This window comes from Pseudomonas sp. Sample_9 (genome assembly GCF_004307535.1).
Taxonomy (GTDB): domain Bacteria; phylum Pseudomonadota; class Gammaproteobacteria; order Pseudomonadales; family Pseudomonadaceae; genus Aquipseudomonas; species Aquipseudomonas mercuritolerans.
The window spans coordinates 13120-38052 of the sequence record NZ_RAZO01000411.1 but is presented as its reverse complement, the minus strand read 5'-3'; the positions used below and the strand labels follow the sequence as shown (position 1 = coordinate 38052).

General features: G+C 57.5%; 36 protein-coding genes. 28 read left to right on the top strand and 8 right to left on the bottom strand.

Features of this window, described 5'->3' with window-relative positions; all coding sequences use genetic code 11:
- Positions 1-5: 5 nt before the first annotated feature.
- The 25 genes from rpsS (at position 6) to bfr (ending at position 13223) form a co-directional block, all read left to right on the top strand.
- Positions 6-281 (top strand): 30S ribosomal protein S19, encoded by a 276-nt coding sequence (rpsS, locus tag D6877_RS23615; RefSeq protein ID WP_011336172.1) that lies wholly within the window; start codon positions 6-8, stop codon positions 279-281.
- Between the two features lie 11 nt (positions 282-292).
- Positions 293-625, top strand: coding sequence for a 50S ribosomal protein L22 (rplV, locus tag D6877_RS23610; RefSeq protein WP_003103908.1), 333 nt, complete (start codon positions 293-295; stop codon positions 623-625).
- 13 nt (positions 626-638) lie between these two features.
- Positions 639-1325: a 30S ribosomal protein S3 gene (gene rpsC, locus D6877_RS23605; RefSeq protein ID WP_003176422.1), complete on the top strand. Its 687-nt coding sequence runs from the start codon at positions 639-641 to the stop codon at positions 1323-1325.
- A gap of 12 nt (positions 1326-1337) precedes the next feature.
- Positions 1338-1751: a 50S ribosomal protein L16 gene (rplP, locus tag D6877_RS23600; RefSeq protein ID WP_003228729.1), complete on the top strand. Its 414-nt coding sequence runs from the start codon at positions 1338-1340 to the stop codon at positions 1749-1751.
- Positions 1751-1942, top strand: coding sequence for a 50S ribosomal protein L29 (gene rpmC, locus D6877_RS23595; protein ID WP_002555481.1), 192 nt, complete (start codon positions 1751-1753; stop codon positions 1940-1942). Before rplP ends, rpmC begins: the two co-directional genes overlap by 1 nt.
- Positions 1943-1944: 2 nt before the next feature.
- Positions 1945-2211: a 30S ribosomal protein S17 gene (gene rpsQ / locus D6877_RS23590; protein WP_003194644.1), complete on the top strand. Its 267-nt coding sequence runs from the start codon at positions 1945-1947 to the stop codon at positions 2209-2211.
- A gap of 23 nt (positions 2212-2234) precedes the next feature.
- On the top strand, positions 2235-2603 hold the full coding sequence (rplN, locus tag D6877_RS23585) for a 50S ribosomal protein L14 (RefSeq protein ID WP_002555479.1): 369 nt from the start codon (positions 2235-2237) through the stop codon (positions 2601-2603).
- A gap of 11 nt (positions 2604-2614) precedes the next feature.
- Positions 2615-2929 (top strand): 50S ribosomal protein L24, encoded by a 315-nt coding sequence (gene rplX / locus D6877_RS23580; RefSeq protein WP_003176416.1) that lies wholly within the window; start codon positions 2615-2617, stop codon positions 2927-2929.
- A 20-nt stretch (positions 2930-2949) separates the two neighbouring features.
- On the top strand, positions 2950-3489 hold the full coding sequence (rplE, locus tag D6877_RS23575) for a 50S ribosomal protein L5 (protein ID WP_003210069.1): 540 nt from the start codon (positions 2950-2952) through the stop codon (positions 3487-3489).
- 13 nt (positions 3490-3502) lie between these two features.
- Positions 3503-3808, top strand: coding sequence for a 30S ribosomal protein S14 (gene rpsN, locus D6877_RS23570; protein ID WP_003186042.1), 306 nt, complete (start codon positions 3503-3505; stop codon positions 3806-3808).
- A 208-nt stretch (positions 3809-4016) separates the two neighbouring features.
- Positions 4017-4409, top strand: a complete 393-nt coding sequence (rpsH, locus tag D6877_RS23565) for a 30S ribosomal protein S8 (RefSeq protein ID WP_016772944.1) — start codon at positions 4017-4019, stop codon at positions 4407-4409.
- Between the two features lie 12 nt (positions 4410-4421).
- The gene (gene rplF / locus D6877_RS23560) at positions 4422-4955 is read left to right on the top strand and encodes a 50S ribosomal protein L6 (protein ID WP_003228722.1); all 534 of its coding nucleotides are present in this window, start codon (positions 4422-4424) and stop codon (positions 4953-4955) included.
- A gap of 10 nt (positions 4956-4965) precedes the next feature.
- Positions 4966-5316 carry a 50S ribosomal protein L18 gene (gene rplR, locus D6877_RS23555; protein ID WP_003186037.1) on the top strand — a complete coding sequence of 117 codons (351 nt, stop codon included), beginning with the start codon at positions 4966-4968 and terminating at the stop codon, positions 5314-5316.
- A 3-nt stretch (positions 5317-5319) separates the two neighbouring features.
- Positions 5320-5820: a 30S ribosomal protein S5 gene (gene rpsE, locus D6877_RS23550; protein WP_007955637.1), complete on the top strand. Its 501-nt coding sequence runs from the start codon at positions 5320-5322 to the stop codon at positions 5818-5820.
- Positions 5821-5822: 2 nt separating this feature from the next.
- Entirely contained in the window at positions 5823-5999 is a 177-nt protein-coding gene (gene rpmD, locus D6877_RS23545; protein ID WP_003176408.1) for a 50S ribosomal protein L30, read from the top strand.
- A gap of 3 nt (positions 6000-6002) precedes the next feature.
- On the top strand, positions 6003-6440 hold the full coding sequence (gene rplO, locus D6877_RS23540; protein ID WP_003228720.1) for a 50S ribosomal protein L15: 438 nt from the start codon (positions 6003-6005) through the stop codon (positions 6438-6440).
- Positions 6441-7769, top strand: a complete 1329-nt coding sequence (secY, locus tag D6877_RS23535) for a preprotein translocase subunit SecY (RefSeq protein WP_016772945.1) — start codon at positions 6441-6443, stop codon at positions 7767-7769.
- Between the two features lie 27 nt (positions 7770-7796).
- The gene (gene rpmJ, locus D6877_RS23530; RefSeq protein ID WP_002555468.1) at positions 7797-7913 is read left to right on the top strand and encodes a 50S ribosomal protein L36; all 117 of its coding nucleotides are present in this window, start codon (positions 7797-7799) and stop codon (positions 7911-7913) included.
- A gap of 130 nt (positions 7914-8043) precedes the next feature.
- Positions 8044-8400 (top strand): 30S ribosomal protein S13, encoded by a 357-nt coding sequence (gene rpsM / locus D6877_RS23525; RefSeq protein ID WP_003186020.1) that lies wholly within the window; start codon positions 8044-8046, stop codon positions 8398-8400.
- 30 nt (positions 8401-8430) lie between these two features.
- Positions 8431-8820: a 30S ribosomal protein S11 gene (gene rpsK, locus D6877_RS23520; RefSeq protein WP_002555466.1), complete on the top strand. Its 390-nt coding sequence runs from the start codon at positions 8431-8433 to the stop codon at positions 8818-8820.
- Positions 8821-8838: 18 nt separating this feature from the next.
- Entirely contained in the window at positions 8839-9459 is a 621-nt protein-coding gene (gene rpsD, locus D6877_RS23515) for a 30S ribosomal protein S4 (RefSeq protein ID WP_003176404.1), read from the top strand.
- Between the two features lie 22 nt (positions 9460-9481).
- Complete coding sequence (gene rpoA, locus D6877_RS23510; RefSeq protein ID WP_016772946.1) at positions 9482-10483, top strand: DNA-directed RNA polymerase subunit alpha; 1002 nt, start codon at positions 9482-9484, stop codon at positions 10481-10483.
- Between the two features lie 42 nt (positions 10484-10525).
- Complete coding sequence (rplQ, locus tag D6877_RS23505; RefSeq protein WP_003176402.1) at positions 10526-10912, top strand: 50S ribosomal protein L17; 387 nt, start codon at positions 10526-10528, stop codon at positions 10910-10912.
- Positions 10913-11151: 239 nt separating this feature from the next.
- The gene (locus D6877_RS23500) at positions 11152-12588 is read left to right on the top strand and encodes a catalase (protein ID WP_130912286.1); all 1437 of its coding nucleotides are present in this window, start codon (positions 11152-11154) and stop codon (positions 12586-12588) included.
- Positions 12589-12755: 167 nt separating this feature from the next.
- Positions 12756-13223: a bacterioferritin gene (gene bfr, locus D6877_RS23495; protein WP_130912285.1), complete on the top strand. Its 468-nt coding sequence runs from the start codon at positions 12756-12758 to the stop codon at positions 13221-13223.
- 66 nt (positions 13224-13289) lie between these two features.
- Here the strand turns inward: bfr and uvrA are convergent, their stop codons facing one another.
- Positions 13290-16124, bottom strand: a complete 2835-nt coding sequence (gene uvrA, locus D6877_RS23490) for an excinuclease ABC subunit UvrA (protein ID WP_130912284.1) — start codon at positions 16122-16124, stop codon at positions 13290-13292.
- 191 nt (positions 16125-16315) lie between these two features.
- On the opposite strand from uvrA, the gene D6877_RS23485 reads away from it, so the two are divergent.
- Together D6877_RS23485 and D6877_RS23480 are read left to right on the top strand one after the other, a co-directional pair.
- Entirely contained in the window at positions 16316-17713 is a 1398-nt protein-coding gene (locus D6877_RS23485; RefSeq protein WP_122611019.1) for an MFS transporter, read from the top strand.
- Positions 17714-17722: 9 nt separating this feature from the next.
- Positions 17723-18238: a single-stranded DNA-binding protein gene (locus D6877_RS23480; RefSeq protein WP_130912283.1), complete on the top strand. Its 516-nt coding sequence runs from the start codon at positions 17723-17725 to the stop codon at positions 18236-18238.
- A gap of 194 nt (positions 18239-18432) precedes the next feature.
- Here D6877_RS23480 and D6877_RS23475 read toward each other — a convergent pair whose 3' ends face one another.
- The 7 genes from D6877_RS23475 to D6877_RS23445 form a co-directional block, all read right to left on the bottom strand.
- On the bottom strand, positions 18433-19590 hold the full coding sequence (locus D6877_RS23475) for a glutathionylspermidine synthase family protein (protein ID WP_130912282.1): 1158 nt from the start codon (positions 19588-19590) through the stop codon (positions 18433-18435).
- A gap of 1 nt (position 19591) precedes the next feature.
- Positions 19592-20293 (bottom strand): DUF1190 domain-containing protein, encoded by a 702-nt coding sequence (locus D6877_RS23470; protein ID WP_110646974.1) that lies wholly within the window; start codon positions 20291-20293, stop codon positions 19592-19594.
- Positions 20294-20311: 18 nt separating this feature from the next.
- Positions 20312-20737 (bottom strand): DUF350 domain-containing protein, encoded by a 426-nt coding sequence (locus D6877_RS23465; protein ID WP_016772952.1) that lies wholly within the window; start codon positions 20735-20737, stop codon positions 20312-20314.
- A gap of 15 nt (positions 20738-20752) precedes the next feature.
- On the bottom strand, positions 20753-21403 hold the full coding sequence (locus D6877_RS23460; protein ID WP_130912281.1) for a DUF2491 family protein: 651 nt from the start codon (positions 21401-21403) through the stop codon (positions 20753-20755).
- Positions 21404-21613: 210 nt separating this feature from the next.
- Positions 21614-22312: a PspA/IM30 family protein gene (locus tag D6877_RS23455; protein WP_016772954.1), complete on the bottom strand. Its 699-nt coding sequence runs from the start codon at positions 22310-22312 to the stop codon at positions 21614-21616.
- A gap of 17 nt (positions 22313-22329) precedes the next feature.
- Positions 22330-22911, bottom strand: coding sequence for a YjfI family protein (locus D6877_RS23450; protein ID WP_225914461.1), 582 nt, complete (start codon positions 22909-22911; stop codon positions 22330-22332).
- A 230-nt stretch (positions 22912-23141) separates the two neighbouring features.
- Positions 23142-23696: a cysteine hydrolase family protein gene (locus D6877_RS23445; RefSeq protein WP_130912279.1), complete on the bottom strand. Its 555-nt coding sequence runs from the start codon at positions 23694-23696 to the stop codon at positions 23142-23144.
- A 101-nt stretch (positions 23697-23797) separates the two neighbouring features.
- Between D6877_RS23445 and D6877_RS23440 the strand changes: the two genes are divergently transcribed.
- Entirely contained in the window at positions 23798-24799 is a 1002-nt protein-coding gene (locus tag D6877_RS23440; RefSeq protein ID WP_130912278.1) for a GlxA family transcriptional regulator, read from the top strand.
- The last annotated feature ends 134 nt before the right edge of the window (positions 24800-24933 follow it).

Genomic DNA, 24933 nt, shown 5'->3' with positions numbered 1-24933 from the left:
CGACAGTGCCACGTTCTCTGAAAAAAGGTCCTTTTATTGATCTTCACCTACTGAAGAAGATCGAAGTGGCGGCGGAAAAGAACGATCGCAAACCAATTAAAACCTGGTCGCGTCGTTCGATGATCCTGCCACAAATGGTCGGTCTGACCATCGCAGTACACAACGGTCGTCAGCACGTCCCAGTTCTCGTTAACGAAGACATGGTCGGCCACAAACTGGGCGAGTTCGCCGGTACCCGCAACTATCGCGGGCACGTGGCTGACAAGAAAGCCAAGCGTTAAGGGGTAAGGAAATGGAAGTAGCCGCTAAGTTGTCGGGCGCTCGAATCTCCGCCCAGAAAGCCCGCTTGGTCGCCGACCAGATCCGCGGGAAGAAGGTGGGCGAAGCGCTCAACCTGTTGGCTTTCAGCAGTAAGAAAGCCGCCGAGATCATGAAGAAAGTGCTGGAGTCGGCCGTAGCCAACGCCGAGCATAACGAAGGCGCAGACGTTGATGACCTGAAGGTCAGCACCGTTTTCGTCAACGAAGGGCGTTCGCTGAAGCGCATCATGCCACGTGCCAAAGGCCGTGCTGATCGCATCGTCAAGCGGTCTTGCCATATCACTGTCAAGGTTGCTGACAAGTAACGGAGTCGAAGAGATGGGTCAGAAAGTACATCCCATTGGCATTCGCCTGGGAATCGTCAAGGAGCACACCTCCGTCTGGTACGCAGACGGTCGGACTTATGCGGACTACTTGTTCGCAGATCTGAAAGTGCGTGAGTATCTCCAAGACAAACTAAAAAGCGCGTCCGTAAGCCGTATCGATATCCATCGTCCGGCCCAAACTGCACGCATCACCATCCACACCGCTCGTCCTGGTATCGTTATCGGGAAGAAAGGTGAAGATGTTGAGAAACTGCGTCAGGACCTGACCAAGCAAATGGGTGTGCCTGTGCACATCAATATCGAAGAGATCCGCAAGCCGGAGCTCGACGGTATGCTGGTTGCGCAGAGCGTAGCTCAGCAGCTGGAGCGTCGTGTAATGTTCCGTCGCGCTATGAAGCGCGCAGTACAGAACGCCATGCGCATTGGTGCCAAAGGCATCAAAATCCAAGTGAGCGGTCGTCTCGGCGGTGCTGAAATCGCACGTACTGAATGGTATCGCGAAGGTCGTGTGCCACTGCACACCCTGCGTGCCGACATCGACTATGCCAACTACGAAGCTCACACCACTTACGGTGTGATCGGTGTAAAGGTTTGGATCTTCAAAGGCGAAGTTATTGGTGGTCGCCAAGAAGAACTGAAACCACAAGCACCAGCGCCTCGTAAAAAAGCTGCTAAGTAAGGGGTACGCCAAATGTTGCAACCAAAGCGTACGAAGTTCCGCAAGCAGATGACCGGCCACAACCGTGGTCTGGCACTGCGCGGTAGCAAAGTCAGCTTCGGCGAGTTCGCGCTGAAGTCTGTTGCTCGTGGTCGTCTCACCGCTCGTCAGATCGAGTCAGCGCGTCGTGCTCTGACCCGTCACGTAAAACGTGGCGGCAAGATCTGGATCCGTGTATTCCCGGACAAGCCGATCTCCAAGAAACCTCTCGAGGTTCGTATGGGTAAAGGTAAGGGTAACGTGGAGTACTGGGTTGCCCAGATTCAGCCAGGCAAAGTCCTGTATGAAATCGAGGGTGTTTCTGAAGAGCTGGCGCGTGAGGCTTTCGCCCTGGCTGCTGCAAAGCTGCCGCTCGCCACCTCCTTTGTTAAACGGACGGTGATGTGATGAAAGCGAATGAACTTCGTGAAAAATCCGCACAGCAGCTGAACGAGCAACTGCTCGGCTTGCTGCGCGACCAGTTCAATCTGCGCATGCAGAAAGCAACTGGCCAGTTGGGGCAGTCTCATCTGCTCTCGCAAGTTAAGCGTGACATCGCTCGCGTGAAGACTGTGCTCAACCAGCAGGCAGGTAAGTGATCATGGCTGAAGCCGAAAAAACTGTCCGTACGCTGACTGGCCGTGTTGTCAGCGACAAGATGGACAAAACCATCACCGTTCTGATCGAGCGTCGCGTTAAGCACCCGATCTACGGTAAATACGTTAAGCGTTCGACTAAGCTGCACGCGCACGACGAAACCAATCAGTGCCACATCGGCGACAAAGTCACTATTCGTGAAACTCGTCCGATGGCCAAGACCAAGTCTTGGGCGCTGGTTGATGTTCTCGAACGCGCTGTGGAAGTCTAAGGGCTAGGGGTCGGAGAAATTATATGATTCAGACTCAATCCATGCTCGATGTGGCCGATAACAGCGGCGCTCGCCGTGTTATGTGCATCAAGGTGCTGGGTGGCTCCCATCGTCGTTACGCTGGTATCGGTGACATCATCAAAGTTACCGTGAAGGAAGCAATTCCTCGCGGTAAGGTGAAAAAAGGCCAAGTGATGACTGCTGTTGTAGTCCGCACTCGTCACGGCGTACGTCGTGCTGATGGCTCCATTATCCGCTTTGATGGCAACGCTGCTGTTCTTCTGAACAACAAGCAAGAGCCGATCGGCACCCGTATCTTTGGGCCAGTGACCCGTGAACTTCGTACTGAGAAGTTCATGAAGATCGTCTCGCTCGCCCCAGAAGTGCTGTAAGGAGATCCGACATGCAAAAGATTCGTCGTGACGACGAGATCATCGTGATCGCCGGCAAAGACAAAGGTAAGCGCGGTAAGGTGCTTAAGGTTCTCGCTAATAACCGTCTGGTTATTGGTGGTCTGAACCTGGTTAAGCGTCATACCAAGCCTAACCCGATGTCGGGCGTACAAGGCGGTATCGTCGAAAAAGAAGCTCCACTGGACGCTTCTAACGTCGCCATTTTCAACGGCGAAACCAACAAGGCTGATCGCGTTGGTTTCAAAGTAGAAGACGGCAAGAAAATTCGTGTCTTCAAGTCGACCCAAAAAGCGGTTGATGCTTGAACACTGCTAGGTAGAAGACCATGGCACGACTAAAAGAGATTTACCGGAAGGAAATCGCTCCGAAACTTAAGGAAGAACTTAAGCTTTCGAACGTGATGGAAGTTCCGCGCGTTACCAAAATCACCCTGAACATGGGTCTGGGCGAAGCGATCGGCGACAAAAAAGTCATCGAGCACGCTGTTGCTGACCTGGAAAAGATCACCGGCCAGAAAGTCGTTGTGACCTACGCTCGTAAATCCATCGCTGGCTTCAAAGTCCGCGAAGGATGGCCGATCGGCGTCAAAGTGACCCTGCGCCGTGAGCGTATGTACGAGTTCCTGGATCGTCTGCTGTCGATCTCCCTGCCTCGGGTTCGCGACTTCCGCGGCCTGAATGCCAAGTCCTTCGATGGTCGTGGCAACTACAGCATGGGCGTGAAAGAGCAGATCATCTTCCCGGAAATCGACTACGATAAGATCGATGCTCTCCGCGGTCTGGACATTACCCTGACCACCACTGCCAAGAACGATGATGAAGGCCGCGCTCTGCTGCGTGCTTTCAAATTCCCGTTCCGCAACTGATTGGAGTAGGAAAATGGCCAAGAAGAGCATGAAGAACCGTGAGCTGAAGCGTCAGCTCACCGTTGCCAAGTACGCCACCAAGCGTGCAGCGCTGAAAGCTATCATCGTCGATCTGAACGCAAGTCCAGAAGCGCGTTGGGAAGCTACCGTAGCTCTGCAGAAGCAACCACGTGACGCAAGCGCTTCGCGCATGCGTAACCGTTGCCGCCTGACTGGTCGTCCGCACGGCGTGTACCGCAAGTTCGGCCTCGGCCGTAACATGCTGCGTCAAGCTGCAATGCGTGGTGACGTACCAGGTCTGGTTAAAGCCAGCTGGTAACAGTTGTCAAAGTCTCGATGTTCGGGTTCGCAAGAACCTGACCATCGGTGGCCTTGAATCTGAATCAAGCCCCTTTTGGGGCTTGATTCATTTCTGGGGTGTGTCTAGAATGACCGGCTCGCCTGAGCCCGTGTTTTTCTGCCCGGAAGTTCTCGGCGACAAGTAGTAGCCGCAAGGCTAATTTTTTTGTATTAGGAGCGTCTAGCCCATGAGTATGCAGGACCCGTTAGCGGACATGCTAACTCGAATCCGTAATGCCCAGATGGCTGAAAAGTCTGTCGTAAGCATGCCGTCTTCCACGTTGAAGGCTGCTGTAGCAAAAGTCCTGAAGGACGAAGGTTACATCGCGGATTTTCAGATCACCACCGACGCCAAGCCGTCGCTGTCCATCTCGCTGAAGTACTTCGAAGGCCGTCCGGTTATCGAAGAAGTGAAGCGCGTTAGTCGTCCAGGCCTGCGTCAGTACAAGTCCGTTGAAGATCTGCCGAAAGTTCGTGGCGGTCTTGGCGTGTCTATCGTCTCCACCAACAAAGGTGTGATGACGGATCGTGCTGCGCGCGCTGCCGGTGTCGGCGGCGAAGTTCTTTGCACTGTGTTCTAAGGGGGGATAAGCATGTCTCGCGTCGCTAAGAACCCCGTTAAGCTGCCAGCCGGTGTCGAAGTCAAATTCGCAGGCCAACAGCTTTCGGTGAAGGGTGCCAAGGGTACTCTTGAACTGAACATCCATTCGTCCGTTGAGATCGTTGAAGAAGCTGGTGAGCTGCGTTTCGCTGCTCGCAATGGCGATCAACAAACTCGCGCAATGGCCGGTACCACGCGTGCGTTGGTAAACAACATGGTCCAGGGCGTAAGCCAAGGCTTCGAGCGCAAGCTCCAGCTGGTCGGTGTTGGTTACAAAGCGCAAGCAAAAGGTCAGGTTCTGAACCTGGCTCTTGGCTTCTCGCACCCAGTGGATTACGAACTGCCGGAAGGCATCACCGCTGAGACTCCTAGCCAGACCGATATCCTGATCAAGGGCATCGACAAGCAGCTGGTAGGTCAAGTGGCCGCCGAGATCCGCGACTTCCGTCCACCAGAGCCGTACAAAGGCAAAGGTGTGCGCTACGCGGACGAAGTCGTCCGTCGTAAAGAAGCCAAGAAGAAGTAGGGCATAGCAAATGACCGACAAAAAAGTTACTCGACTGCGTCGCGCTCGCAAAGCACGCCTGAAAATGCACGAACTCGAAGTCGTGCGTCTCTGCGTGTTCCGCTCGTCGCAGCACATCTACGCCCAGGTCATCTCGGCCGACGGCAACAAAGTCCTGGCAAGTGCCTCGACTTTGGATAAAGAACTGCGTGATGGTGCCACTGGCAACATCGACGCGGCCACAAAGGTTGGCCAGCTGGTCGCTACGCGTGCTAAGGCCGCTGGCGTATCGCAAGTGGCTTTCGACCGCTCTGGCTTCAAGTATCACGGCCGCGTTAAAGCGCTGGCTGATGCTGCTCGTGAAGCTGGGCTGGAGTTCTAAGTTATGTCAAATAACGACCAAAAGCGCGACGAAGGCTACATCGAGAAGCTGGTTCAAGTTAACCGCGTAGCCAAAACCGTTAAAGGCGGCCGTATCTTCACTTTCACCGCGTTGACCGTGGTTGGTGATGGTAAAGGGCGTGTTGGCTTCGGCCGTGGCAAGTCGCGTGAAGTGCCTGCTGCGATCCAGAAGGCAATGGAAGCTGCTCGCCGCAACATGATTCAAGTTGACCTGAACGGCACCACTCTGCAGTACGCAATGAAGTCCGCTCACGGCGCTTCGAAGGTGTACATGCAGCCTGCTTCTGAAGGTACCGGTATCATCGCTGGCGGCGCTATGCGTGCTGTCCTCGAAGTTGCTGGCGTTCAGAACGTTCTGGCCAAGTGCTACGGCTCGACTAACCCGGTAAACGTGGTTCACGCCACTTTCAAGGGTCTGAAGGCTATGCAGTCTCCTGAGTCCATCGCTGCCAAGCGTGGCCTGCGTGTTGAGGAGATCAAGTAATCATGGCTACCGTTAAAGTTACGCTGATCAAAAGCATGACCGGCCGCATCCCTAACCACAAATTGTGCGTTAAGGGTCTGGGTCTGCGTCGCATCGGTCACACTGTAGAAGTCCAGGATACTCCCGAGAATCGCGGGATGATCAACAAGGCTTACTACATGCTGCGTGTCGAGGGTTAATCGATGAAACTCAATGATCTGAGTCCAGCGCCGGGTTCCCGTCGCGAAAAGCATCGTCCGGGCCGTGGTATCGGTAGTGGTTTGGGCAAGACTGGTGGCCGTGGTCACAAAGGTCAGACCTCCCGCTCCGGTGGCACCATCGCTCCAGGCTTTGAAGGCGGTCAACAGCCGCTGCATCGTCGCCTGCCCAAGTTCGGTTTCGTTTCCCTGAAAGCCATGGATCGCGCAGAAGTGCGTTTGTCCGAGCTGGCCAAAGTGGAAGGCGACATCGTTACTGTGCAGTCCCTGAAAGATGCCAACGTGATCAACGTCAACGTACAGCGTGTGAAAATCATGCTGTCCGGTGAAGTGACTCGCGCTGTCACTATCGGCAAGGGAATCGGCGCCACCAAAGGTGCGCGTGCGGCTATCGAAGCAGCTGGCGGCAAGTTCGAGGAATAAATGGCTAAGCAAGGTGCTCTCTCTGCGCTCGGCAAAGGCGGTATGTCTGAACTCTGGGCTCGTCTGCGTTTTCTGTTCCTGGCGATTATCGTCTACCGAATAGGCGCACACATCCCGGTTCCAGGTATCAACCCGGACCGACTCGCAGACCTGTTTCGACAGAATGAGGGGACCATTCTTAGCTTGTTCAACATGTTCTCCGGCGGCGCGCTGGAACGGATGAGCATCTTTGCACTGGGGATCATGCCGTACATTTCGGCATCGATCATCATGCAACTGATGACCGCCGTCAGCCCGCAGCTGGAGCAGTTGAAGAAGGAAGGTGAAGCTGGCCGTCGCAAGATCAGCCAGTACACCCGCTACCTCACCGTCGCTCTCGCTCTGGTCCAGGCTATTGGCATGTCCATTGGTCTGGCCGGGCAGGGCGTTGCGTTCACTGGTGACTTTGGCTTCCATTTCGTCGCGGTAACCACATTTGTGGCTGGTGCGATGTTCATGATGTGGCTGGGTGAGCAGATTACTGAGCGTGGTGTTGGCAACGGTATCTCGATGTTGATTTTTTCGGGTATCGTCGCCGGTCTTCCGAGAGCAATCGGGCAGTCTTTCGAGTCTGCGCGTCAGGGTGATATCAACATCTTCGCCCTGGTTGCCATCGGTTTGCTGGCAGTAGCGATTATCGGTTTCGTGGTGTTCATTGAGCGTGGTCAGCGTCGTATCGCTGTTCACTACGCCAAGCGTCAGCAGGGCCGCAAGGTCTTTGCTGCGCAGACCAGCCACTTGCCGCTGAAGGTGAACATGGCCGGTGTTATTCCGGCTATTTTCGCGAGCAGCATTTTGCTGTTCCCGGCTTCGTTGGGTGCCTGGTTCGGTCAGTCTGAAGGTATGGGCTGGTTGCAGGACATCTCGCAGTCGATCGCTCCTGGTCAGCCGTTGAATATTCTGCTGTTTAGTGCAGGGATTATTTTCTTCTGCTTCTTCTATACGGCGTTGATGTTCAATCCGAAAGACGTAGCGGAAAACCTGAAGAAGTCCGGTGCCTTTATTCCGGGCATCCGTCCAGGTGAGCAGTCTGCGCGCTATATTGATGGCGTTCTGACTCGTTTGACCCTGTTCGGTGCTCTTTACATGACGGCCGTGTGCCTGTTGCCCCAGTTTCTTGTGGTTGCAGCAAACGTTCCGTTCTACCTTGGCGGGACCTCGTTGCTGATCGTGGTCGTGGTTGTGATGGACTTCATGTCCCAAGTACAATCGCACCTCGTTTCGCACCAGTACGAATCCCTGATGAAGAAAGCCAACCTGAAGGGTTACGGCAGCGGCATGTTGCGCTGAGTACCTATAAGGTTCGAGGAGTTGGTGATGAAAGTTCGTGCATCGGTGAAAAAGCTGTGCCGTAACTGCAAGATTATTCGCCGCGAAGGTGTTGTTCGAGTAATTTGCAGCGCGGAACCGCGTCACAAACAGCGCCAAGGCTGAGTGTGATTGTGCTTCAAGCCCGGTAGCTAGTGCGCTACCGGGTTGATTATTTGTTATTACAGCGATATTATCTCGCGCCCTATTTCTTGGCTTCCGGGGCGTAGGTAGCTGTCAATTGGAGTCCCACTGAATGGCCCGTATTGCAGGCGTTAACATTCCAGATAACAAGCATACTGTTATCTCGCTGACCTACATCTATGGTGTTGGTCGCACTACTGCGCAGAAGATCTGTGCAGTGACTGGGGTAAACCCAGCAGCAAAGATCAAAGATCTGAGCGACGAGCAAATTGAACAGCTGCGTGGCGAAGTGGCGAAGTTCACCACTGAAGGTGACCTGCGTCGCGAAATCAACATGAAAATCAAGCGCTTGATGGACCTCGGTTGCTATCGCGGTCTGCGTCATCGTCGTGGTCTGCCAGTACGCGGTCAGCGTACCAAGACCAACGCGCGTACCCGTAAAGGTCCGCGTAAGCCGATCCGCAAGTAATCGCCCCAGCGAATCGACAGGAATTTAATCATGGCAAAACCTGCTGCTCGTCCTCGTAAAAAAGTTAAAAAGACAGTGGTTGATGGCATCGCCCACATCCATGCATCTTTTAACAACACCATCGTGACCATTACCGACCGTCAAGGTAACGCTCTTTCCTGGGCTACCTCCGGTGGTTCGGGTTTCCGCGGTTCCCGCAAGTCCACCCCGTTCGCTGCTCAAGTAGCTGCTGAACGTGCTGGTCAAGCTGCGCTGGAATACGGCCTGAAAAACCTCGACGTCAACGTCAAGGGTCCAGGTCCAGGTCGTGAATCCGCAGTCCGCGCTTTGAACGGCTGTGGCTACAAGATCGCCAGCATCACCGACGTGACGCCAATCCCGCACAACGGGTGCCGTCCGCCGAAGAAGCGCCGCGTGTAATCCAGGAGATTGTAAAGAATGGCTCGTTACATTGGTCCAAAATGCAAACTCGCTCGTCGCGAAGGCACCGATCTCTTCCTGAAGAGCGGCGTGCGCGCGATCGAATCGAAGTGCAACATTGAAGCAGCACCTGGTATCCACGGCCAACGCCGCGGTCGCCAGTCCGATTACGGCACCCAACTGCGTGAAAAGCAGAAGGTCCGTCGTATCTACGGCGTTCTCGAGCGTCAGTTCAGCGGCTACTACAAAGAAGCTGCTGGCAAGAAAGGTGCAACCGGTGAAAACCTGCTGCAACTTCTCGAATGCCGTCTGGACAACGTTGTATACCGTATGGGCTTTGGTTCGACTCGTGCCGAATCCCGCCAGCTGGTATCGCACAAGTCGATCAGCGTCAACGGTCAGACCGTAAACGTTCCGTCGTATCAGGTTCGTGCTGGTGACGTGGTTGCAGTTCGCGAGAAAGCAAAAAACCAACTTCGCATTGTCCAAGCTCTCGATCTGTGTGCCCAACGTGGCCGCGTAGAATGGGTAGAAGTAGACACTGAGAAGAAGTCGGGCGTTTTCAAGAACGTTCCTGCTCGCAGTGATCTGTCCGCCGACATCAACGAAAGCCTGATTGTCGAGCTCTACTCCAAGTAAGGGCTAGAAAATAGGTGCATCCATGCAGATTTCGGTAAATGAGTTCCTGACACCCCGCCACATTGATGTGCAGGTTGTCAGTCCAACCCGCGCCAAGATCACTCTCGAGCCTCTCGAGCGTGGTTTTGGCCACACCCTGGGCAACGCGCTGCGCCGCATCCTGTTGTCCTCAATGCCCGGCTGCGCAGTAGTCGAGGCCGAGATTGACGGTGTGCTCCACGAGTACAGCGCCATCGAAGGTGTACAGGAAGACGTAATTGAAATCCTGTTGAACCTTAAAGGTCTGGCCATCAAGCTGCACGGTCGTGACGAAGTTACGCTGACCTTGTCGAAGAAGGGTTCGGGGGTGGTTACCGCTGCCGATATTCAGCTGGATCATGATGTCGAGATCGTTAATCCCGATCACGTAATCGCTAACCTGGCGTCTAACGGCGCCCTGAACATGAAGCTCACCGTAGCTCGTGGTCGTGGTTATGAACCAGCCGACTCGCGTCAGAGCGATGAAGACGAAAGCCGCAGCATCGGTCGCTTGCAGCTTGACTCTTCGTTCAGCCCGGTTCGCCGTATCGCTTACGTGGTGGAAAACGCCCGTGTCGAGCAGCGTACCAACCTGGACAAGCTGGTTATTGATCTGGAAACCAACGGTACCCTGGATCCTGAAGAGGCTATCCGTCGCGCTGCAACCATCCTGCAACAGCAGCTGGCTGCGTTCGTCGACCTCAAAGGTGAAAGTGAGCCGCTGGTTGTCGAGCAGGAAGACGAGATCGATCCGATCCTGCTTCGCCCGGTTGACGATCTGGAACTGACTGTACGTTCGGCTAACTGCCTTAAGGCGGAAAACATCTACTACATCGGCGACCTGATTCAGCGTACCGAAGTAGAGCTGTTGAAGACTCCGAACCTGGGCAAGAAATCCTTGACTGAAATCAAGGACGTTCTGGCCTCCCGCGGTCTGTCCCTCGGCATGCGCCTCGACAACTGGCCGCCTGCAAGTCTTAAGAAGGACGACAAGGCGACTGCCTGATCGTCGTAATCACCGAACGTAGTGTTTGGTAAGGAATGAACCATGCGTCATCGTAAAAGTGGTCGTCACCTGAGCCGCACCAGCTCGCACCGCAAGGCCATGTTCCAAAACATGGCGGTGTCGCTGTTCGAGCACGAGCTGATCAAAACTACTCTGCCAAAAGCCAAAGAACTGCGCCGCGTTGCCGAGCCGCTGATCACTCTGGCCAAGACAGACAGCCTGGCTAACCGCCGTCTGGCTTTCGACCGTACTCGTTCGAAAGCTATCGTTGGTAAGCTCTTCAACGACCTGGGCAAGCGTTACGCTACCCGTGAGGGTGGCTACCTGCGCATCCTCAAGTGCGGTTTCCGCGCTGGCGACAACGCGCCTATGGCGTACGTCGAGTTGGTTGATCGTGCTACTGCTGGCGAAGCTGTATCCGCCGAGTAAGACGTCAGTCTGAAACAAAGAACCGGGCCTAGTGCCCGGTTTTTTGTGCCTGTAAGAAATGCGTCGTCCGTACAAGTTTCTGACATGGTTGAACTGCCACTATGTGCCGGGAAAACATAATTAGTAATTATCTATCGATGCCTGCAAGTTAATGAATTTGTAGCTGTAACGTCGATGATCAATACTTCGCCCCAAGCCCATTAGCCGGCAGTTCAAGACTGACAGAGGAAGAAGACCGCATGAGCCAGACCAAGACGCTTACAACCGCCAGTGGCGCGCCAGTCGCTGACAACCAGAATTCCCGTTCCGCCGGCCCACGCGGTCCGCTGCTTCTCGACGATTTCCATCTGATCGAAAAGCTCGCGCACTTCAACCGTGAAAACATACCAGAACGCCGTGTCCACGCTAAGGGCTCGGGCGCTTACGGTACGTTCACCGTCACCCGTGACATCACCGCATACACCAGCGCAAAGTTGTTCGAATCGGTAGGCAAACAAACGCCAACCTTTCTGCGCTTTTCCACCGTAGGTGGCGAGCGTGGTTCGGCCGACACTGAGCGCGATCCGCGCGGCTTCGCCTTGAAGTTCTACACGGAGGAAGGCAACTGGGACATCGTTGGCAACAACACGCCAGTGTTCTTCATCCGTGATCCGCTAAAGTTTCCTGACTTTATCCACACGCAAAAGCGTCTGCCGCAAAGCAACCTGAAAAGCGCGCAGATGATGTGGGATTTCTGGTCGCATTCGCCTGAAGCGCTGCACCAGGTCACTATCCTGTTTTCTGATCGTGGCATCCCTGACGGCTATCGCCATATGCATGGGTTCGGCAGTCACACTTACAGCCTGATCAACGCCAAAGGCGAGCGTCACTGGGTGAAGTGGCACTACAAGACTCAGCAAGGCATCAAGAACCTGGCGCCAGCCGAGGCTGCCCGTTTGGCCGGTACCGACCCGGACTATGCGCAGCGTGACCTGTTCGAGGCCATCGAGCGCGGTGAATTCCCGAAATGGCGCGTGTGCATTCAGATCATGACCGAAGCGCAAGCGGCGGCTCATTACGAGAACCCATTCGACGTGACCAAGACCTGGTCGCAGAAGGAGTTTCCGTTGATCGAAGTCGGCGAGCTGGAGTTGAATCGCAACCCGCTGAACTACTTCGCGGAAGTTGAACAGGCTGCGTTTGGCCCGAGCAACATGGTGCCAGGTGTCGGTCTGTCGCCAGACCGCATGCTGCAAGGTCGCGTATTCGCCTACGCTGACGCACATCGCTATCGCGTAGGTACCAATCACCAGCAATTGCCGGTGAACGCTCCGCGCAGTCCGGTGAATACTTATCAGCGTGACGGCTCCATGGCGTTCGGCAGCAATGGCGGCGCGGCGCCGAACTATGAACCGAACAGCTACGTTGAGTCGCCGAAGCAAGCGCCGCATTACGCGGAGCCAGCGCTGGCCTTGAGCGGTGCCGCCGATCGTTATGATCACCGCGAAGACACCGACTACTACAGCCACGCCGGTGCCTTGTTCCGCTTGATGAGCGACGAGCAGAAAGCATTGCTGGTCAGCAACATTGCCGGCGCAATGGCGGGTGTTTCCAGCGACGTCGTCGATCGTCAGTTGCAGCATTTCTACAAAGCCGATCCGGCGTATGGAGAAGCAATCGCAAAGCTGCTCAACTGAGAGCTTAACGTAGTCTAAACGAGAAGCAGAACCGCCCTCATTTGGGCGGTTTTTGCGTTATTTGGCCTGCTTTTCTCAGAATATCTTCGCTTTTATTGCGCGTGGTGAGTGACCTTCCGGTCAGGTTGGTTCAAACTACAGACTTTCAGGAAGGGAGATGTAGGGCGATGCAAGGCCACCCAGATGTAATCGATTACCTCAATACGTTGCTGACCGGCGAACTGGCCGCGCGTGACCAATATTTCGTTCATTCGCGGATGTATGAGGACTGGGGGTTCACCAAGCTCTACGAGCGCATCAACCACGAGATGGAAGAAGAAGCCGGCCACGCCGATGCGTTGATGCGGCGGATTCTGATGCTCGAAGGCACGCCGCGCATGCGTCCGGATGATCTGGATGTCGGCACCACGGTGCCTACGATGCTCGAAGCGGATCTGCGCCTCGAATACAAAGTCCGCGCTGCGCTGTGCAAAGGCATCGAACTTTGCGAGCAACACCAAGACTACGTCAGCCGCGAAATTCTGCGGGTTCAGCTCAACGACACTGAAGAAGATCACACCTACTGGCTGGAAAAGCAGTTGGGCCTGATCAAACTCATCGGTCTTGAGAACTACCTGCAATCCCACGCGTCCTGATTGCAACTGCTATAAAAAAAGCCCCTGTCACTTCATCAGTGACAGGGGCTTTTTCATGCCTGGCACTTAAGCCCGATCGCGGATCAGCAGCGGCTTGAGGTAATGGCCGGTGTGAGATTGCTTCATCTCGGCGACTTCCTCCGGCGTACCGGTGGCAATGATCTGCCCGCCTTTGGAACCGCCTTCAGGACCGAGGTCCACCAGCCAGTCAGCGGTCTTGATCACATCGAGATTGTGCTCGATGACCACCACAGTGTTGCCGTGGTCGCGCAGACGATGGAGAACGTCGAGCAACTGCTGGATATCGGCGAAGTGCAGACCGGTGGTTGGCTCGTCGAGGATGTACAGGGTTTTGCCCGTATCGCGTTTGGACAGCTCGCGCGACAACTTGACCCGCTGTGCTTCACCGCCGGACAGGGTCGTTGCCGACTGCCCGAGCTTGATGTAGGACAGGCCGACATCCATCAGCGTTTGCAGCTTGCGCGCCAGTGCCGGAACCGCGTCGAAGAATTCCCGTGCTTCCTCAATGGTCATTTCGAGGGTTTCATGGATGCTCTTGCCCTTGTACTTGATTTCAAGGGTTTCGCGGTTGTAACGCTTGCTCTTGCACACATCGCAGGGCACGTAGATGTCCGGCAGGAAGTGCATTTCCACCTTGATCAGGCCATCGCCCTGGCACGCTTCGCAGCGACCGCCCTTGACGTTGAACGAGAAACGCCCTGGGCCGTAACCCCGGGAGCGCGACTCGGGCACGCCGGCAAACAGTTCGCGGATCGGCGTGAACAGCCCGGTGTAGGTCGCCGGGTTGGAGCGCGGAGTACGGCCGATCGGGCTCTGGTCGATGTCGACGACTTTGTCGAGATGTTCCAGGCCTTTGATGCTGTCATGCGCAGCCGCTTCCAGCGTGGTCGCGCCATTCAGTGCAGTGGCGCTGAGCGGGAACAGCGTGTTGTTGATCAGTGTCGATTTGCCCGAACCGGATACGCCAGTCACGCAAGTCAGCAGGCCGATCGGGATGTCCAGATCGACGTTGCGCAGGTTGTTGCCACGCGCACCTTTGAGCGACAGGTTGAGCTTCTTGTTGCGCGGCGTGCGTTTGGCCGGCACTTCGATCTTCACCCGTCCGGACAGGTATTTGCCGGTCAGCGAATCCGGGTGCACCATGACTTCGTCAGGCGTGCCTTCGGCAACGATCTGTCCGCCGTGCACACCGGCGCCAGGGCCGATATCGACGACATAGTCAGCCAGACGAATCGCGTCTTCATCGTGCTCGACCACGATCACCGTGTTGCCGATATCGCGCAAATGCTTGAGCGTGCCAAGCAGCCGATCGTTGTCGCGCTGATGCAGACCAATGGACGGTTCATCGAGGATGTACAAAACGCCGACCAGGCCGGCGCCAATCTGGCTGGCCAGACGAATCCGTTGCGCTTCGCCACCGGACAATGTGTCGGCACTGCGATCCAGCGACAGATAGTCGAGCCCGACGTTGACCAGAAACTGCAGACGCTCGCGGATTTCCTTGAGAATCTTGTCGGCGATCTCGCCGCGGCGACCGGTCATCTTCAGCGCGCCGAAATATTCGCAGGCATCGCCAATCGGCAGGTTGGTCACTGCCGGCAAGGTTTTCTCGCCGACCCAGACGTGCCGGGCTTCACGGCGCAGACGCGTGCCACGGCAATCCGGGCAGGCCTGATGGCTGAGGAACTTGGCCAGCTCTTCGCGCACGCTCGCCGATTCGGTTTCGCGGTAACGACGCTCAAGATTCGGCACGATGCCTTCGAACGGGTGCGAGCGTTTGACGATGTCGCCACGGTCGTTCAGGTATTTGAAGTCGACGTTCTGCGAGCCGCTGCCATGCAGGATGAACTTCTGCTGCTCGGCGCTCAGGTCGTTGAAGGGCTTGTCCAGGCTGAACTTGTAGTGCGAGGCGAGTGAGCCGAGCATCTGGAAGTAATAAACGTTGCGCCGGTCCCAGCCGCGAATCGCACCTTCGGCCAGGGTCAGCTCGCCGTTTACCAGACGCTTGATGTCAAAGAACTGCTTAACGCCCAGGCCATCGCAGGTCGGGCAGGCGCCGGCCGGGTTGTTGAAGGAAAACAGCTTGGGTTCCAGTTCGCTGATCGCATGGCCGCAGATCGGGCAAGCGAAGCGTGCGGAGAAGATCATTTCTTCGCCCGGCTCGTCGTCCATCGGCGCGACCAGGGCAATGCCATCGGCCAGTTTCAGCGCCGTCTCAAAAGACTCGGCCAGACGTTGCTGCAGATCGGCGCGGACCTTGAAGCGGTCGACGATCACATCGATCGAATGCTTCTTCTGTTTATCCAGCTTCGGCAGCTCGTCGAGCTCGCAGATCCGCCCGTTGACCCGAGCGCGGACGAAACCCTGCGCACGCAATTCTTCGAAGACCGAAAGGTGTTCGCCCTTGCGCTCGCGGATCACCGGTGCCAGCAGCATGAGTTTGCTGCCTTCCGGCTGTGCCAGCACCAGGTCGACCATCTGGCTGACAGTCTGCGCCTCCAGTGGAATGTCGTGATCCGGGCAACGCGGCGTACCCACGCGGGCATAGAGCAAACGCAGGTAGTCGTAGATTTCGGTGATGGTGCCGACCGTCGAACGCGGGTTGTGCGAGGTCGACTTCTGTTCGATGGAGATCGCCGGCGACAGGCCTTCGATGGTGTCGACGTCGGGTTTTTCCATCATCGACAGGAACTGCCGGGCGTAGGCCGACAGCGATTCGACATAGCGGCGCTGACCTTCGGCATACAGCGTGTCGAACGCCAGGGACGACTTGCCGGATCCGGACAGGCCGGTGATGACGATCAGTTTGTCCCGTGGCAGGGTCAGGTCGATGTTCTTCAGGTTGTGGGTACGGGCCCCACGTATCAGGATCTTGTCCAAAGTGGCCTCGCTTGGCGGGCGTCGAAAACGTAGGAGTATACGGGCAAATACTGGATGGATGCACACTATCAAACGAAGGGCGTTTTGCCGTTCATGAAGAGAGTTTCATCTATACGCGTCATAGCGTCGCGATATACCCCGTCTTCCGATGGGACTGGTAGAATCGCCGCCGGTTCACACGAGGTTTTTCCATGCACGATCCCCACAGCGAACGCATGAGTGGCAGCGAGACCCGCGCGGCGAGCGGTCTGGCCCTGGTGTTCGCCTTCCGTATGCTTGGCATGTTCATGGTGTTGCCGGTGCTGGCGACCTATGGCATGGATCTGGCGGGAGCGACCCCGGCCCTGATCGGGCTGGCGATTGGCGCTTACGGTCTGACCCAGGCAATTTTCCAGATTCCGTTCGGGATCATTTCCGACCGCATCGGTCGCCGGCCGGTGATCTACCTCGGCCTGATCGTCTTCGCTCTCGGCAGTGTTCTGGCTTCCCAGGCCGATTCGATCTGGGGCGTGATCGCCGGGCGAATCCTGCAGGGCGCCGGGGCGATTTCTGCAGCGGTGATGGCGCTGCTTTCCGACCTGACCCGCGAGCAGCATCGGACCAAAGCCATGGCGATGATCGGCATGACCATCGGCCTGTCGTTCGCCGTGGCCATGGTGGTCGGGCCGTTACTGACCAGTGCGTTCGGGCTGTCCGGGCTGTTCCTCGCCACTGGCGCCATGGCGCTGCTCGGCATCCTGATCATCATGTTCATGGTGCCGCAATCCACCGGGCCGTTGCAGCACCGGGAATCCGGCGTGGCGCGGCAGGCGCTGATGCCTACGCTCAAGCACCCGGACCTGCTGCGCCTGGATCTGGGCATCTTTGTGTTACATGCCATGTTGATGTCGAGCTTCGTGGCCTTGCCGCTGGCACTGGTGGAAAAAGCCGGTTTGCCCAAGGAACAGCACTGGTGGGTCTACCTCACCGCGCTGCTGATTTCTTTCTTCGCCATGATCCCGTTCATTATCTACGGCGAGAAGAAACGCAAAATGAAACGAGTTTTGCTCGGCGCCGTCATGACATTGATGCTGACTGAACTATTCTTCTGGCAGTTCGGCGACAGCCTGCGCGCTCTGGTGATTGGTACGGTGGTGTTTTTCACCGCGTTCAATCTGCTCGAGGCATCGTTGCCGTCGCTGATCAGCAAGGTTTCACCGGCAGGCGGCAAGGGCACGGCCATGGGCGTGTACTCCACCAGCCAGTTCCTCGGTTCGGCACTCGGCGGGATACTCGGCGGCTGGTTGTTCCAGCATGGCGGTCTGTCGGTTGTGTTCCTCGGATGCGCCGCGCTGGCTGCACTTTGGCTGGCCTTTGCTGTTACCATGCGCGAACCCCCCTACGTGACGAGCCTGCGCTTGCCGTTGTCGCCCGAAGCGATCCGCGAAGCGGGTCTGGTCGAGCGCCTCAAGGCCCTGGTAGGGGTAACAGATGCAGTGATAGTCGCCGAAGAGGCGGCTGTTTACATCAAACTGGACAAAGAATTAGTGGATCGCACCACCCTCGAACGCCTGGTCAACAACCCGGCCGGGGCTGCGTGCGACGCTTAGGAGAACGTTATGGCCCGTGGGGTTAACAAAGTCATATTGGTCGGCACTTGCGGCCAGGATCCCGAAGTTCGCTACTTGCCTAACGGTAACGCCGTGACCAACCTGAGTCTGGCGACCAGCGAACAGTGGACCGACAAGCAAACCGGTCAGAAGGTCGAGAAGACCGAATGGCACCGTGTTTCGATGTTCGGCAAGGTGGCCGAGATCGCCGGTGAATACCTGCGTAAAGGTTCGCAGGTCTACATCGAAGGCAAGCTGCAGACCCGCGAGTGGGAAAAAGACGGTATCAAGCGTTACACCACTGAAATCGTGGTCGACATGCAAGGCACCATGCAACTGCTCGGCGGCCGTCCACAACAGGGCGATCAGCAAGGCGGCGGCAACAACTACCAGCAGCAGGCGCCACGTCAGCAGGCACCGCGCCCGCAGCCGGCTCCACAGCAGCGTTCGGCTCCGGCGCCTCAGCAGGCCGCACCGCAACCGGCTCCGGATTTCGACAGCTTCGATGACGATATTCCGTTCTGATTTGTCGCTGTAACCGCTTTGAATGAAAAAGGCCCGTCGCTTAAACGACGGGCCTTTTTTGTTCAGGAAATTCCTAGCGACTCGCAATTTCCTGTGGGAGCGAGCCTGCTCGCGAATGCGTCAGATCAGTCGATGAATCTGTAACTGACAGGACGCTTTCGCGAGCAGGCTCGCTCCCACAAGGTAACTTCGTCTTAATCCAGGATCAGGTGCGGCAGGAAGCGGCTGGAGTCCTTGGTGATCAGACTATTGTCCTCGCGCACACCAATCCCTGCCGCCTCATCACCAATCACCCACGAGCCAATCAGCGTGTAGCTGTCGCCAAACTTCGGCAGCGGCGCGAACTCCTGCAGGATGAATGGCGCATCGGTGTAGGGGCCGTCCTCTTTTACGATCAGACCTTCCGCCGTTTGCAGTTCGATGTTGGCGCCTTCGCGGGAGAAGTACGGCTTGCGCACCCAGCCCTTCGGCACGCCACTTTGCGGATTCGGATCAAGGTGCGCAGCGAGCAGATTCGGATGTCCCTTGTGCAATTCCCACAGCAGCGGCAGCGCACCTTTGTTGGACAGGATCGCCTTCCACGCCGGTTCGAAAAACTGCGTATCGCACTCGGCGATCGCGGCGCCGAACGGTTCGTGGAAGATGAATTCCCAGGCGTGCAGCTTGAACAGGTGCGGGATCCAGCGATCCTGCAGATCGACGAAACGACCCTCAGCCGTCAGGCCGATGTCTTCGATATCGATGTGGCGTGATTCGATGCCGACCTTTTCCGCGATCAGCCGCAGGTAATCGGTGGTGCCTTTGTCCTCGACCGAGTCCTTCATTGACGCAAAGTAAAACGGCCGCTTCAGCTGCAACTCGGCGAAGGCCTGATGCAGCTTGGTGTCGATGCTGTTGAACTGGTCAGCATGCGGCGGCAGCGTGCCACGCTCGATGCACTGTTCCAGCCAGCCCCACTGAAAGGCCGCCGCTTCATAGAGGCTGGTCGGCGTGTCGTAGTTGAGCTCCAGCAGTTTCGCCGGCCCGTTGCCGCTGTAGGAAAAGTCCATGCGACCGTACAGATGCGGATGACCCTCGCGCCAGGAGGTGCGGATCATGTCGTAGTACGCCGCCGGGATACTCAGGCGATCGAGCAACTCCTCGCTGTTGACCACGCGATCCACCAGGTCCATGCACATCTCATGCAGTTCGGTGGTCGGGTCTTCGAGATCGTTTTCGATCTGCGCGAGGCTGAACTGGTAGTAGGCGCTTTCGTCCCAGTACGGTTCGTCGTCGATGGTGTGGAACAGGAAACCGAGGCTTTCGGCGGTGTGTTTCCAGTCGGGGCGCTCGGCGCAGTGGATCTTTTTCATGTCAGCTGCTCGAACGTCCGGAACTGCTGCCCCAGCCACCCCAACCGCTGCGGGCACTGGACTGGCTGCCGAAACCGCCGCGCGAAGTCGACGACGCAACATTCACCGGCTTGCTCTTGCTGCTCTCGTAATCCGACTGGCTGCGCGAGGTTGTGTCAGCTCGGCGGTACTGCGTTGAGGTGTTGTACGGCTGGCGCGTTTCGCGATCACGGTAAACGGTGCGTTCGGCGTTGTTGCTCATTGCGTTGCCGATCAGCCAACCGGTCAGCCAGCCATTGCCGCCACCACCTGAGCCACCGGAATAGTGCGAGCCGCCGTGGCTTGCGCTGCTGCTGGTGGTGGTGTCGCCCGCGGGCATTTGCGAATTGGCGATGGCATCGAGATCTTGCGGCGTCTCGGCATTGCCCGGCACTTTGAAGCCGCCGAGTTTCGGCACGAAACGACCATCGGAATTTTTCTGACACCAGCCAGCGGCAAAGTCTGCGTCGCACTTGGCCTTGTCGGTGTAGGCCGGGGCGATGCGTCGGTGTTCGTTCAGGGCGGCGACGTAGGCGCTGGAGCAGAGATCGGCGGCCAATTCGGCGTCGACACACTGTTCAACGCTTTGGAAGTTGCGCGGCTGATCCAGCGCCGCTGCTTCACCGGAAATCGCCATCGCCACCGACGCGGCGAGGGACAACTGCACGTATTTGCTGCGTTTCATCGAGAGGCTTCCTGCCGGTCAGTGGGACGGGGTCATACACGCGGCATTGAGCATGCCGACGCTGATCGCCACGGCCGCCACATAAATGCCGGCGGCGACTTCGCCGTTGGCGATGCGCTGGGAAGTGCCCTTGAGCACCAGCCCGGTCGCAACGAACGCCAACAGCTGCACGACTGCAGCGATGACTGCCCAGAGGACGAAGTCGAGCACGTTGACCGAGTAGGCGATCACGTTGCTCGCCGGAATCGCGAAACCGATGATCGCCCCGGACAGGGCAATGGCGGCGGCAGTGTTGCCGGCACGGATCAGTTCGAATTCCTTGTGTGCGGTAATGCGCGTGTAGACGAATTGAAACAGCATGAACAGCAACACGGCGCCGATCAGGTAGACGACAAAACCGACCAGCGCGGTTTTGTTCAGGGAAACGGCCAAGACTTCCAGCATGAAAAACTTCCTTTTTTAGATGGCGCTCAAATCAGTCGTGTACAGCGAGATGCCCAGCGAGGTGCTCAGGCTGACGGTGCCTTCTTCGTCCTGTTCGACGGAGAACAGCAGCAGTTCGCGACGATCGGTGAGGCCGGTGTCGCGGGCATACAGCATGGCGTGGTGCTTGATGGTGTAGGACTCGTCCGGGTTGACCACGTGTTCGGTCATTGGCACCAGTTCGGTCTGCTGCAGTTCGGTGCCCCATTCGCGGGTGTATTCAACACCGTCGTGGTGGTAGGTCGGTAGACCGATCAGGCTGTTGGGGCCGGCCAGACGCTGGAGTTCGGCGTCACTGTTGACCGTTACATAGCTGAGGTAATTGAACAGGGTGACCGACTCGATCTGGTCTTCACCGGTGACGTGGATCTGCACCCAGAAATCCTCGTCGTTCATGTAGTAGCGGTGCAGTTTGTTGGACTGGCCGAGGTCGACCCAGCCGGCGCTCCACACCGCTTGATCGAACGGCACTCGCACCGAGGTCGAACCTTCCAGCAGCAACGCCAGGGTCGTGTCGAAGCGCACGCCTTTGCCTTGTGCCATGCCCAGCGGGCCGCTGGCGCCGGTGCTCGTTGGCGCAGCGGTCTGCCAATTGCTGGTGCCGAGCAAGTCTTTAAACCATCCCATGGGTACGTTCCTTGAAGCGGGTGGAGGTGTTCGGGGGTGAAAAAGTGGCGGTAGTGTACCGGGCGAAGCGGTGAACGAGCAGAGGCAATTACGCCGTGAAACCATGTGGGAGCGAGCCTGCTCGCGAATGGGTTGTGTCAGTCACTCGATTATTTGACTGTCACGACGCTTTCGCGAGCAGGCTCGCTCCCACAAGTTACCGTTCAGTCATTACTGCGCGGACTTCTGCTTCAGCCGCTCAAGGATCGCATTGGCGCTGCCTTCGTTCGGCGTGATGCCGGCGTCGCGCAGTTTGCGTTCCAGGTCGTTGCCGGTAGAGGCGTCGGCCAGTTCGTCTGCGGCGTTCAGTTCGGCAGCGCGTTGCTGCTGCTTGGCTTGCAGGCGGTTCAGGGTGCCGACTGCGGTTTCCAGTTTGCCGTTGGCGCCGCCGCTGGCGATCGAGGCGCTGACCTGGGCTTTCTGCACGCTGTCGCGGGCCTTGGCCATGTCCACCTGCTGGCGCAGGCTCTTGATCCGCGACTCGGCTTTGCTGATGTCTTTGCGCATGTTGTCGGCGTAGGCGCCGAATTCATCGCTGAGTTTCTTCTCGGCAGCGAGATCATTGGTCAGGGTCGAAATCGCTTCGGCCACTTCCAGCGCCAGGTCTTCGCGGCCGGCATTCAACGCGGCCACAGCCTTGGCTTCGAGGTCCTTGATCTTGGCGTCGTATTCGCTGACGCGGTCGGCGGCCAGTTTGTGCTTGGCCATGATCGTCACCAGTTCGCGGCGGGCATTGGACAGCGCGGTGTCGGCGTCGCGGATTTCCTGATCGAGGATGCGCAGGGCCTGCTGGTCGGCGATGGCTTCGCCGACTTCATTGGCGCCGCCGCGCAGTGCGGTGAACAACTTGCTCCAGATGGACTGAGTCATTGGATATTCCCTGTTGATTACTTGAAGAAGTGTTCGAAGGCTTCGCTGGCGCGCTGCACATTGTCGACCAGGGTTTTCACCTCGGTAACGACGTTGGTCAGGCTCGAATCGGCGCTGAGGGCGCCGAACATGTTGTAGACGGTCTGCCCGTTGGGCATCGACTCGATCCCGATCGACGACAGCGGGAACATCTCGCGGCTGCGCAGCACGGCATCGTTGAACGCCTGGACGTTGCTGATCGAATCGATGTCCACCAGCACGGTGTCGACGATGATCTGCTGGCCGGCCAGGGCGATGTGAATCGGCAGACCACCGAATTCGTTCATTTCCAGCTTGATGCTCGGTTCGGAGCTCTGGATCAGGGACAGCGAAATCTCTTGGGAAGCCACCTCGTCCAGCGCCTTGAGGGCATTGAAGAGGCTGTCGATGGTCCAGTTGTTGCCTGCGCTCATGTATTTCTCCGACATGAAAGAGCCAGCCAGAATCGGTTGGCGTAGCTGTTGCTCCATTTGCTTGAGCAAGCTTCGGTTTTCCGGAAGCACCCAAGTTTCGTGTTTCACATAACCGGCGGCGGCCAGGCCTGCGCGCATCTGCTTCATGTAGAAGCTCGACGGTTTTTTCGCCGACGCCTTGGCACGCTCGCCCTTGGGGCTGGCTGCGGCGGTCGTTCGGGTGCGGCTTGTCATGGCTGGAATCCGGTTATGAGCGTCTCACGCGTGGGCCACACTACAACTAATGCAAAGTGCCATCAATGACTCACGCGTGAGATTTTCATGACAGACGCAAAAAGGCCCGCAACGCGGCGGGCCAGGGGATTGCGCAGTTGTTGCTAGGCGTTGCTGCTCAGGAACTGGTCAGTGGATACCACGCTGGCGTAGGCAAAACCCAGCGCCGACATGAATGCTGCGTGCACATGGGCGGCCGGCACCGTCAGACCGTTGAATTCAAGGTCACGGCTGGCGCAGGCATCGTGAATCACCGTGACGACATACCCCATGTCCGCCGCCGCGCGGGTGATGCCATCGACGCACATATGGCTCATGCTGCCGACCACCACCAGGTCGGTGATGCCGTGTTCGTCTAGCACCGCTTGCAGTTCGGTTTCACGGAACGAGTTGACGAAATGCTTGAGCACCACCGGCTCGTCGGCACGGTTGAGCACTTTCGGATGCAGTTTCGCGCCTTCGGAGCCGGGAGTGAAAAACGGCGCATCGTCGGAGGTGAATTCATGCCGAATGTGCACCACCGGATCGCCCGTTTCGCGAAAGGCTGCGATCAGCCGTGCGGCGTTGTCCGCAGCGGCGTCGGCGCCGACCAGCGGCCACTTGCCTTGGGGGAAGTAGTCGTTCTGGATATCGACTACGATGAGCGCTTGCTTGGCCATGGGATTGTCCTCGAGACGGTGATTGGGTGTGGCCTCAGTATTGACGCTGGCCGAGGATTCGAGGATTGGCCGCACCGACAATAGACGGGGGAAAACTGACAATGGCTGCACAAAGAGCCGCCACCGCTGAACTGGGCGTGCTGATTTATCCCGGCGCGCAGCTGGCGGCGGTGCACGGTCTGACCGATCTGTTCGCCGTGGCCAACCGCATCGCCGTCGAGTATCAGGCTGTGCAATTGCCCTTGCTGCGGGTCAGTCACTGGCAGGTCGAGGGCGAGCAGCTGCCGACGCGGGTCTATGACAGTCATCCGGGTGCCGAAGACGCTTTGCTCGCCGTACTGATTCCACCGTCCCTCGGCGGGTTCGATGCGGCGCAGATGACCGCGAGTCTTGCGCAATGGCTGCGGGATCAGCATGCGCGCGGCGCAACCCTTGGTGGTGTTTGTGTGGGCTCGTTGATGCTCGCTGAAAGCGGCTTGCTCGACGGTCGCAGCGCCACCACCCACTGGACCTCGGCCCAGGCGTTTGCCGAGCGTTACCCGAAGATCAGACTGAAGGCCGACACGCCGATTGTCGACGACGGTGACCTGATCACCACGGCGGGGCTGATGGCCTGGTCGGAACTGGGACTGCGCCTGGTCGATCGCTTGCTCGGCCCGAGCATCGCCACCGCGACCGCGCGTTTTCTGGTGATGGAACACAGCGACAGCGCCAGCGAATGCGGAAGCAATTTTGCGCCGATTCTCAGCCATGGCGACGCGGCGATTCTCAAGGTCCAGCACTGGCTGCAAAGCACCGGGGCGACGGATGTTTCGCTGAACGCGATGGCCGAGCGCGCGGGCCTTGAAGAGCGCACTTTCCTGCGCCGATTCCGCGCCGCGACAGGCTTGAAACCGACCGAATATTGCCAGCACCTGCGGGTCGGCAAGGCGCGGGAAATGCTCGAGTTCACCAATGGCACGATCGACCATATTGCCTGGACGGTGGGCTATCAGGATCCGGGCGCGTTTCGTGCGATTTTCAAGAAGATTACCGGGTTGGGGCCGAGTGAGTACCGGGGGCGGTTTGGTGTGAACCCCGCTCCCAGAACGACGATGAACTAATGTGGGAGCGAGCCTGCTCGCGAAGGCGCTGGATCTACAGAATTGTAGACGGCTGACACTACGCTTTCGCGAGCAGGCTCGCTCCCACAATGATCGCGGCGTGGATGAGAGATCGTGCAATTTGCCGGAATTTT

Excerpts from the sequence above, each read along its gene's own strand:
- rplV (WP_003103908.1), top strand. The coding sequence starts at position 293 with ATGGAAGTAGCCGCTAAGTTGTCGGGCGCTCGAATCTCCGCCCAGAAA.
- rpsC (WP_003176422.1), top strand. The coding sequence starts at position 639 with ATGGGTCAGAAAGTACATCCCATTGGCATTCGCCTGGGAATCGTCAAG.
- rplP (WP_003228729.1), top strand. The coding sequence starts at position 1,338 with ATGTTGCAACCAAAGCGTACGAAGTTCCGCAAGCAGATGACCGGCCAC.
- rpmC (WP_002555481.1), top strand. The coding sequence starts at position 1,751 with ATGAAAGCGAATGAACTTCGTGAAAAATCCGCACAGCAGCTGAACGAG.
- rpsQ (WP_003194644.1), top strand. The coding sequence starts at position 1,945 with ATGGCTGAAGCCGAAAAAACTGTCCGTACGCTGACTGGCCGTGTTGTC.
- rplN (WP_002555479.1), top strand. The coding sequence starts at position 2,235 with ATGATTCAGACTCAATCCATGCTCGATGTGGCCGATAACAGCGGCGCT.
- rplX (WP_003176416.1), top strand. The coding sequence starts at position 2,615 with ATGCAAAAGATTCGTCGTGACGACGAGATCATCGTGATCGCCGGCAAA.
- rplE (WP_003210069.1), top strand. The coding sequence starts at position 2,950 with ATGGCACGACTAAAAGAGATTTACCGGAAGGAAATCGCTCCGAAACTT.
- rpsN (WP_003186042.1), top strand. The coding sequence starts at position 3,503 with ATGGCCAAGAAGAGCATGAAGAACCGTGAGCTGAAGCGTCAGCTCACC.
- rpsH (WP_016772944.1), top strand. The coding sequence starts at position 4,017 with ATGAGTATGCAGGACCCGTTAGCGGACATGCTAACTCGAATCCGTAAT.
- rplF (WP_003228722.1), top strand. The coding sequence starts at position 4,422 with ATGTCTCGCGTCGCTAAGAACCCCGTTAAGCTGCCAGCCGGTGTCGAA.
- rplR (WP_003186037.1), top strand. The coding sequence starts at position 4,966 with ATGACCGACAAAAAAGTTACTCGACTGCGTCGCGCTCGCAAAGCACGC.
- rpsE (WP_007955637.1), top strand. The coding sequence starts at position 5,320 with ATGTCAAATAACGACCAAAAGCGCGACGAAGGCTACATCGAGAAGCTG.
- rpmD (WP_003176408.1), top strand. The coding sequence starts at position 5,823 with ATGGCTACCGTTAAAGTTACGCTGATCAAAAGCATGACCGGCCGCATC.
- rplO (WP_003228720.1), top strand. The coding sequence starts at position 6,003 with ATGAAACTCAATGATCTGAGTCCAGCGCCGGGTTCCCGTCGCGAAAAG.
- secY (WP_016772945.1), top strand. The coding sequence starts at position 6,441 with ATGGCTAAGCAAGGTGCTCTCTCTGCGCTCGGCAAAGGCGGTATGTCT.
- rpmJ (WP_002555468.1), top strand. The coding sequence starts at position 7,797 with ATGAAAGTTCGTGCATCGGTGAAAAAGCTGTGCCGTAACTGCAAGATT.
- rpsM (WP_003186020.1), top strand. The coding sequence starts at position 8,044 with ATGGCCCGTATTGCAGGCGTTAACATTCCAGATAACAAGCATACTGTT.
- rpsK (WP_002555466.1), top strand. The coding sequence starts at position 8,431 with ATGGCAAAACCTGCTGCTCGTCCTCGTAAAAAAGTTAAAAAGACAGTG.
- rpsD (WP_003176404.1), top strand. The coding sequence starts at position 8,839 with ATGGCTCGTTACATTGGTCCAAAATGCAAACTCGCTCGTCGCGAAGGC.
- rpoA (WP_016772946.1), top strand. The coding sequence starts at position 9,482 with ATGCAGATTTCGGTAAATGAGTTCCTGACACCCCGCCACATTGATGTG.
- rplQ (WP_003176402.1), top strand. The coding sequence starts at position 10,526 with ATGCGTCATCGTAAAAGTGGTCGTCACCTGAGCCGCACCAGCTCGCAC.
- D6877_RS23500 (WP_130912286.1), top strand. The coding sequence starts at position 11,152 with ATGAGCCAGACCAAGACGCTTACAACCGCCAGTGGCGCGCCAGTCGCT.
- bfr (WP_130912285.1), top strand. The coding sequence starts at position 12,756 with ATGCAAGGCCACCCAGATGTAATCGATTACCTCAATACGTTGCTGACC.
- D6877_RS23485 (WP_122611019.1), top strand. The coding sequence starts at position 16,316 with ATGCACGATCCCCACAGCGAACGCATGAGTGGCAGCGAGACCCGCGCG.
- D6877_RS23480 (WP_130912283.1), top strand. The coding sequence starts at position 17,723 with ATGGCCCGTGGGGTTAACAAAGTCATATTGGTCGGCACTTGCGGCCAG.
- D6877_RS23475 (WP_130912282.1), bottom strand. The coding sequence starts at position 19,590 with ATGAAAAAGATCCACTGCGCCGAGCGCCCCGACTGGAAACACACCGCC.
- D6877_RS23470 (WP_110646974.1), bottom strand. The coding sequence starts at position 20,293 with ATGAAACGCAGCAAATACGTGCAGTTGTCCCTCGCCGCGTCGGTGGCG.
- D6877_RS23465 (WP_016772952.1), bottom strand. The coding sequence starts at position 20,737 with ATGCTGGAAGTCTTGGCCGTTTCCCTGAACAAAACCGCGCTGGTCGGT.
- D6877_RS23460 (WP_130912281.1), bottom strand. The coding sequence starts at position 21,403 with ATGGGATGGTTTAAAGACTTGCTCGGCACCAGCAATTGGCAGACCGCT.
- D6877_RS23455 (WP_016772954.1), bottom strand. The coding sequence starts at position 22,312 with ATGACTCAGTCCATCTGGAGCAAGTTGTTCACCGCACTGCGCGGCGGC.
- D6877_RS23450 (WP_225914461.1), bottom strand. The coding sequence starts at position 22,911 with ATGAAGCAGATGCGCGCAGGCCTGGCCGCCGCCGGTTATGTGAAACAC.
- D6877_RS23445 (WP_130912279.1), bottom strand. The coding sequence starts at position 23,696 with ATGGCCAAGCAAGCGCTCATCGTAGTCGATATCCAGAACGACTACTTC.
- D6877_RS23440 (WP_130912278.1), top strand. The coding sequence starts at position 23,798 with ATGGCTGCACAAAGAGCCGCCACCGCTGAACTGGGCGTGCTGATTTAT.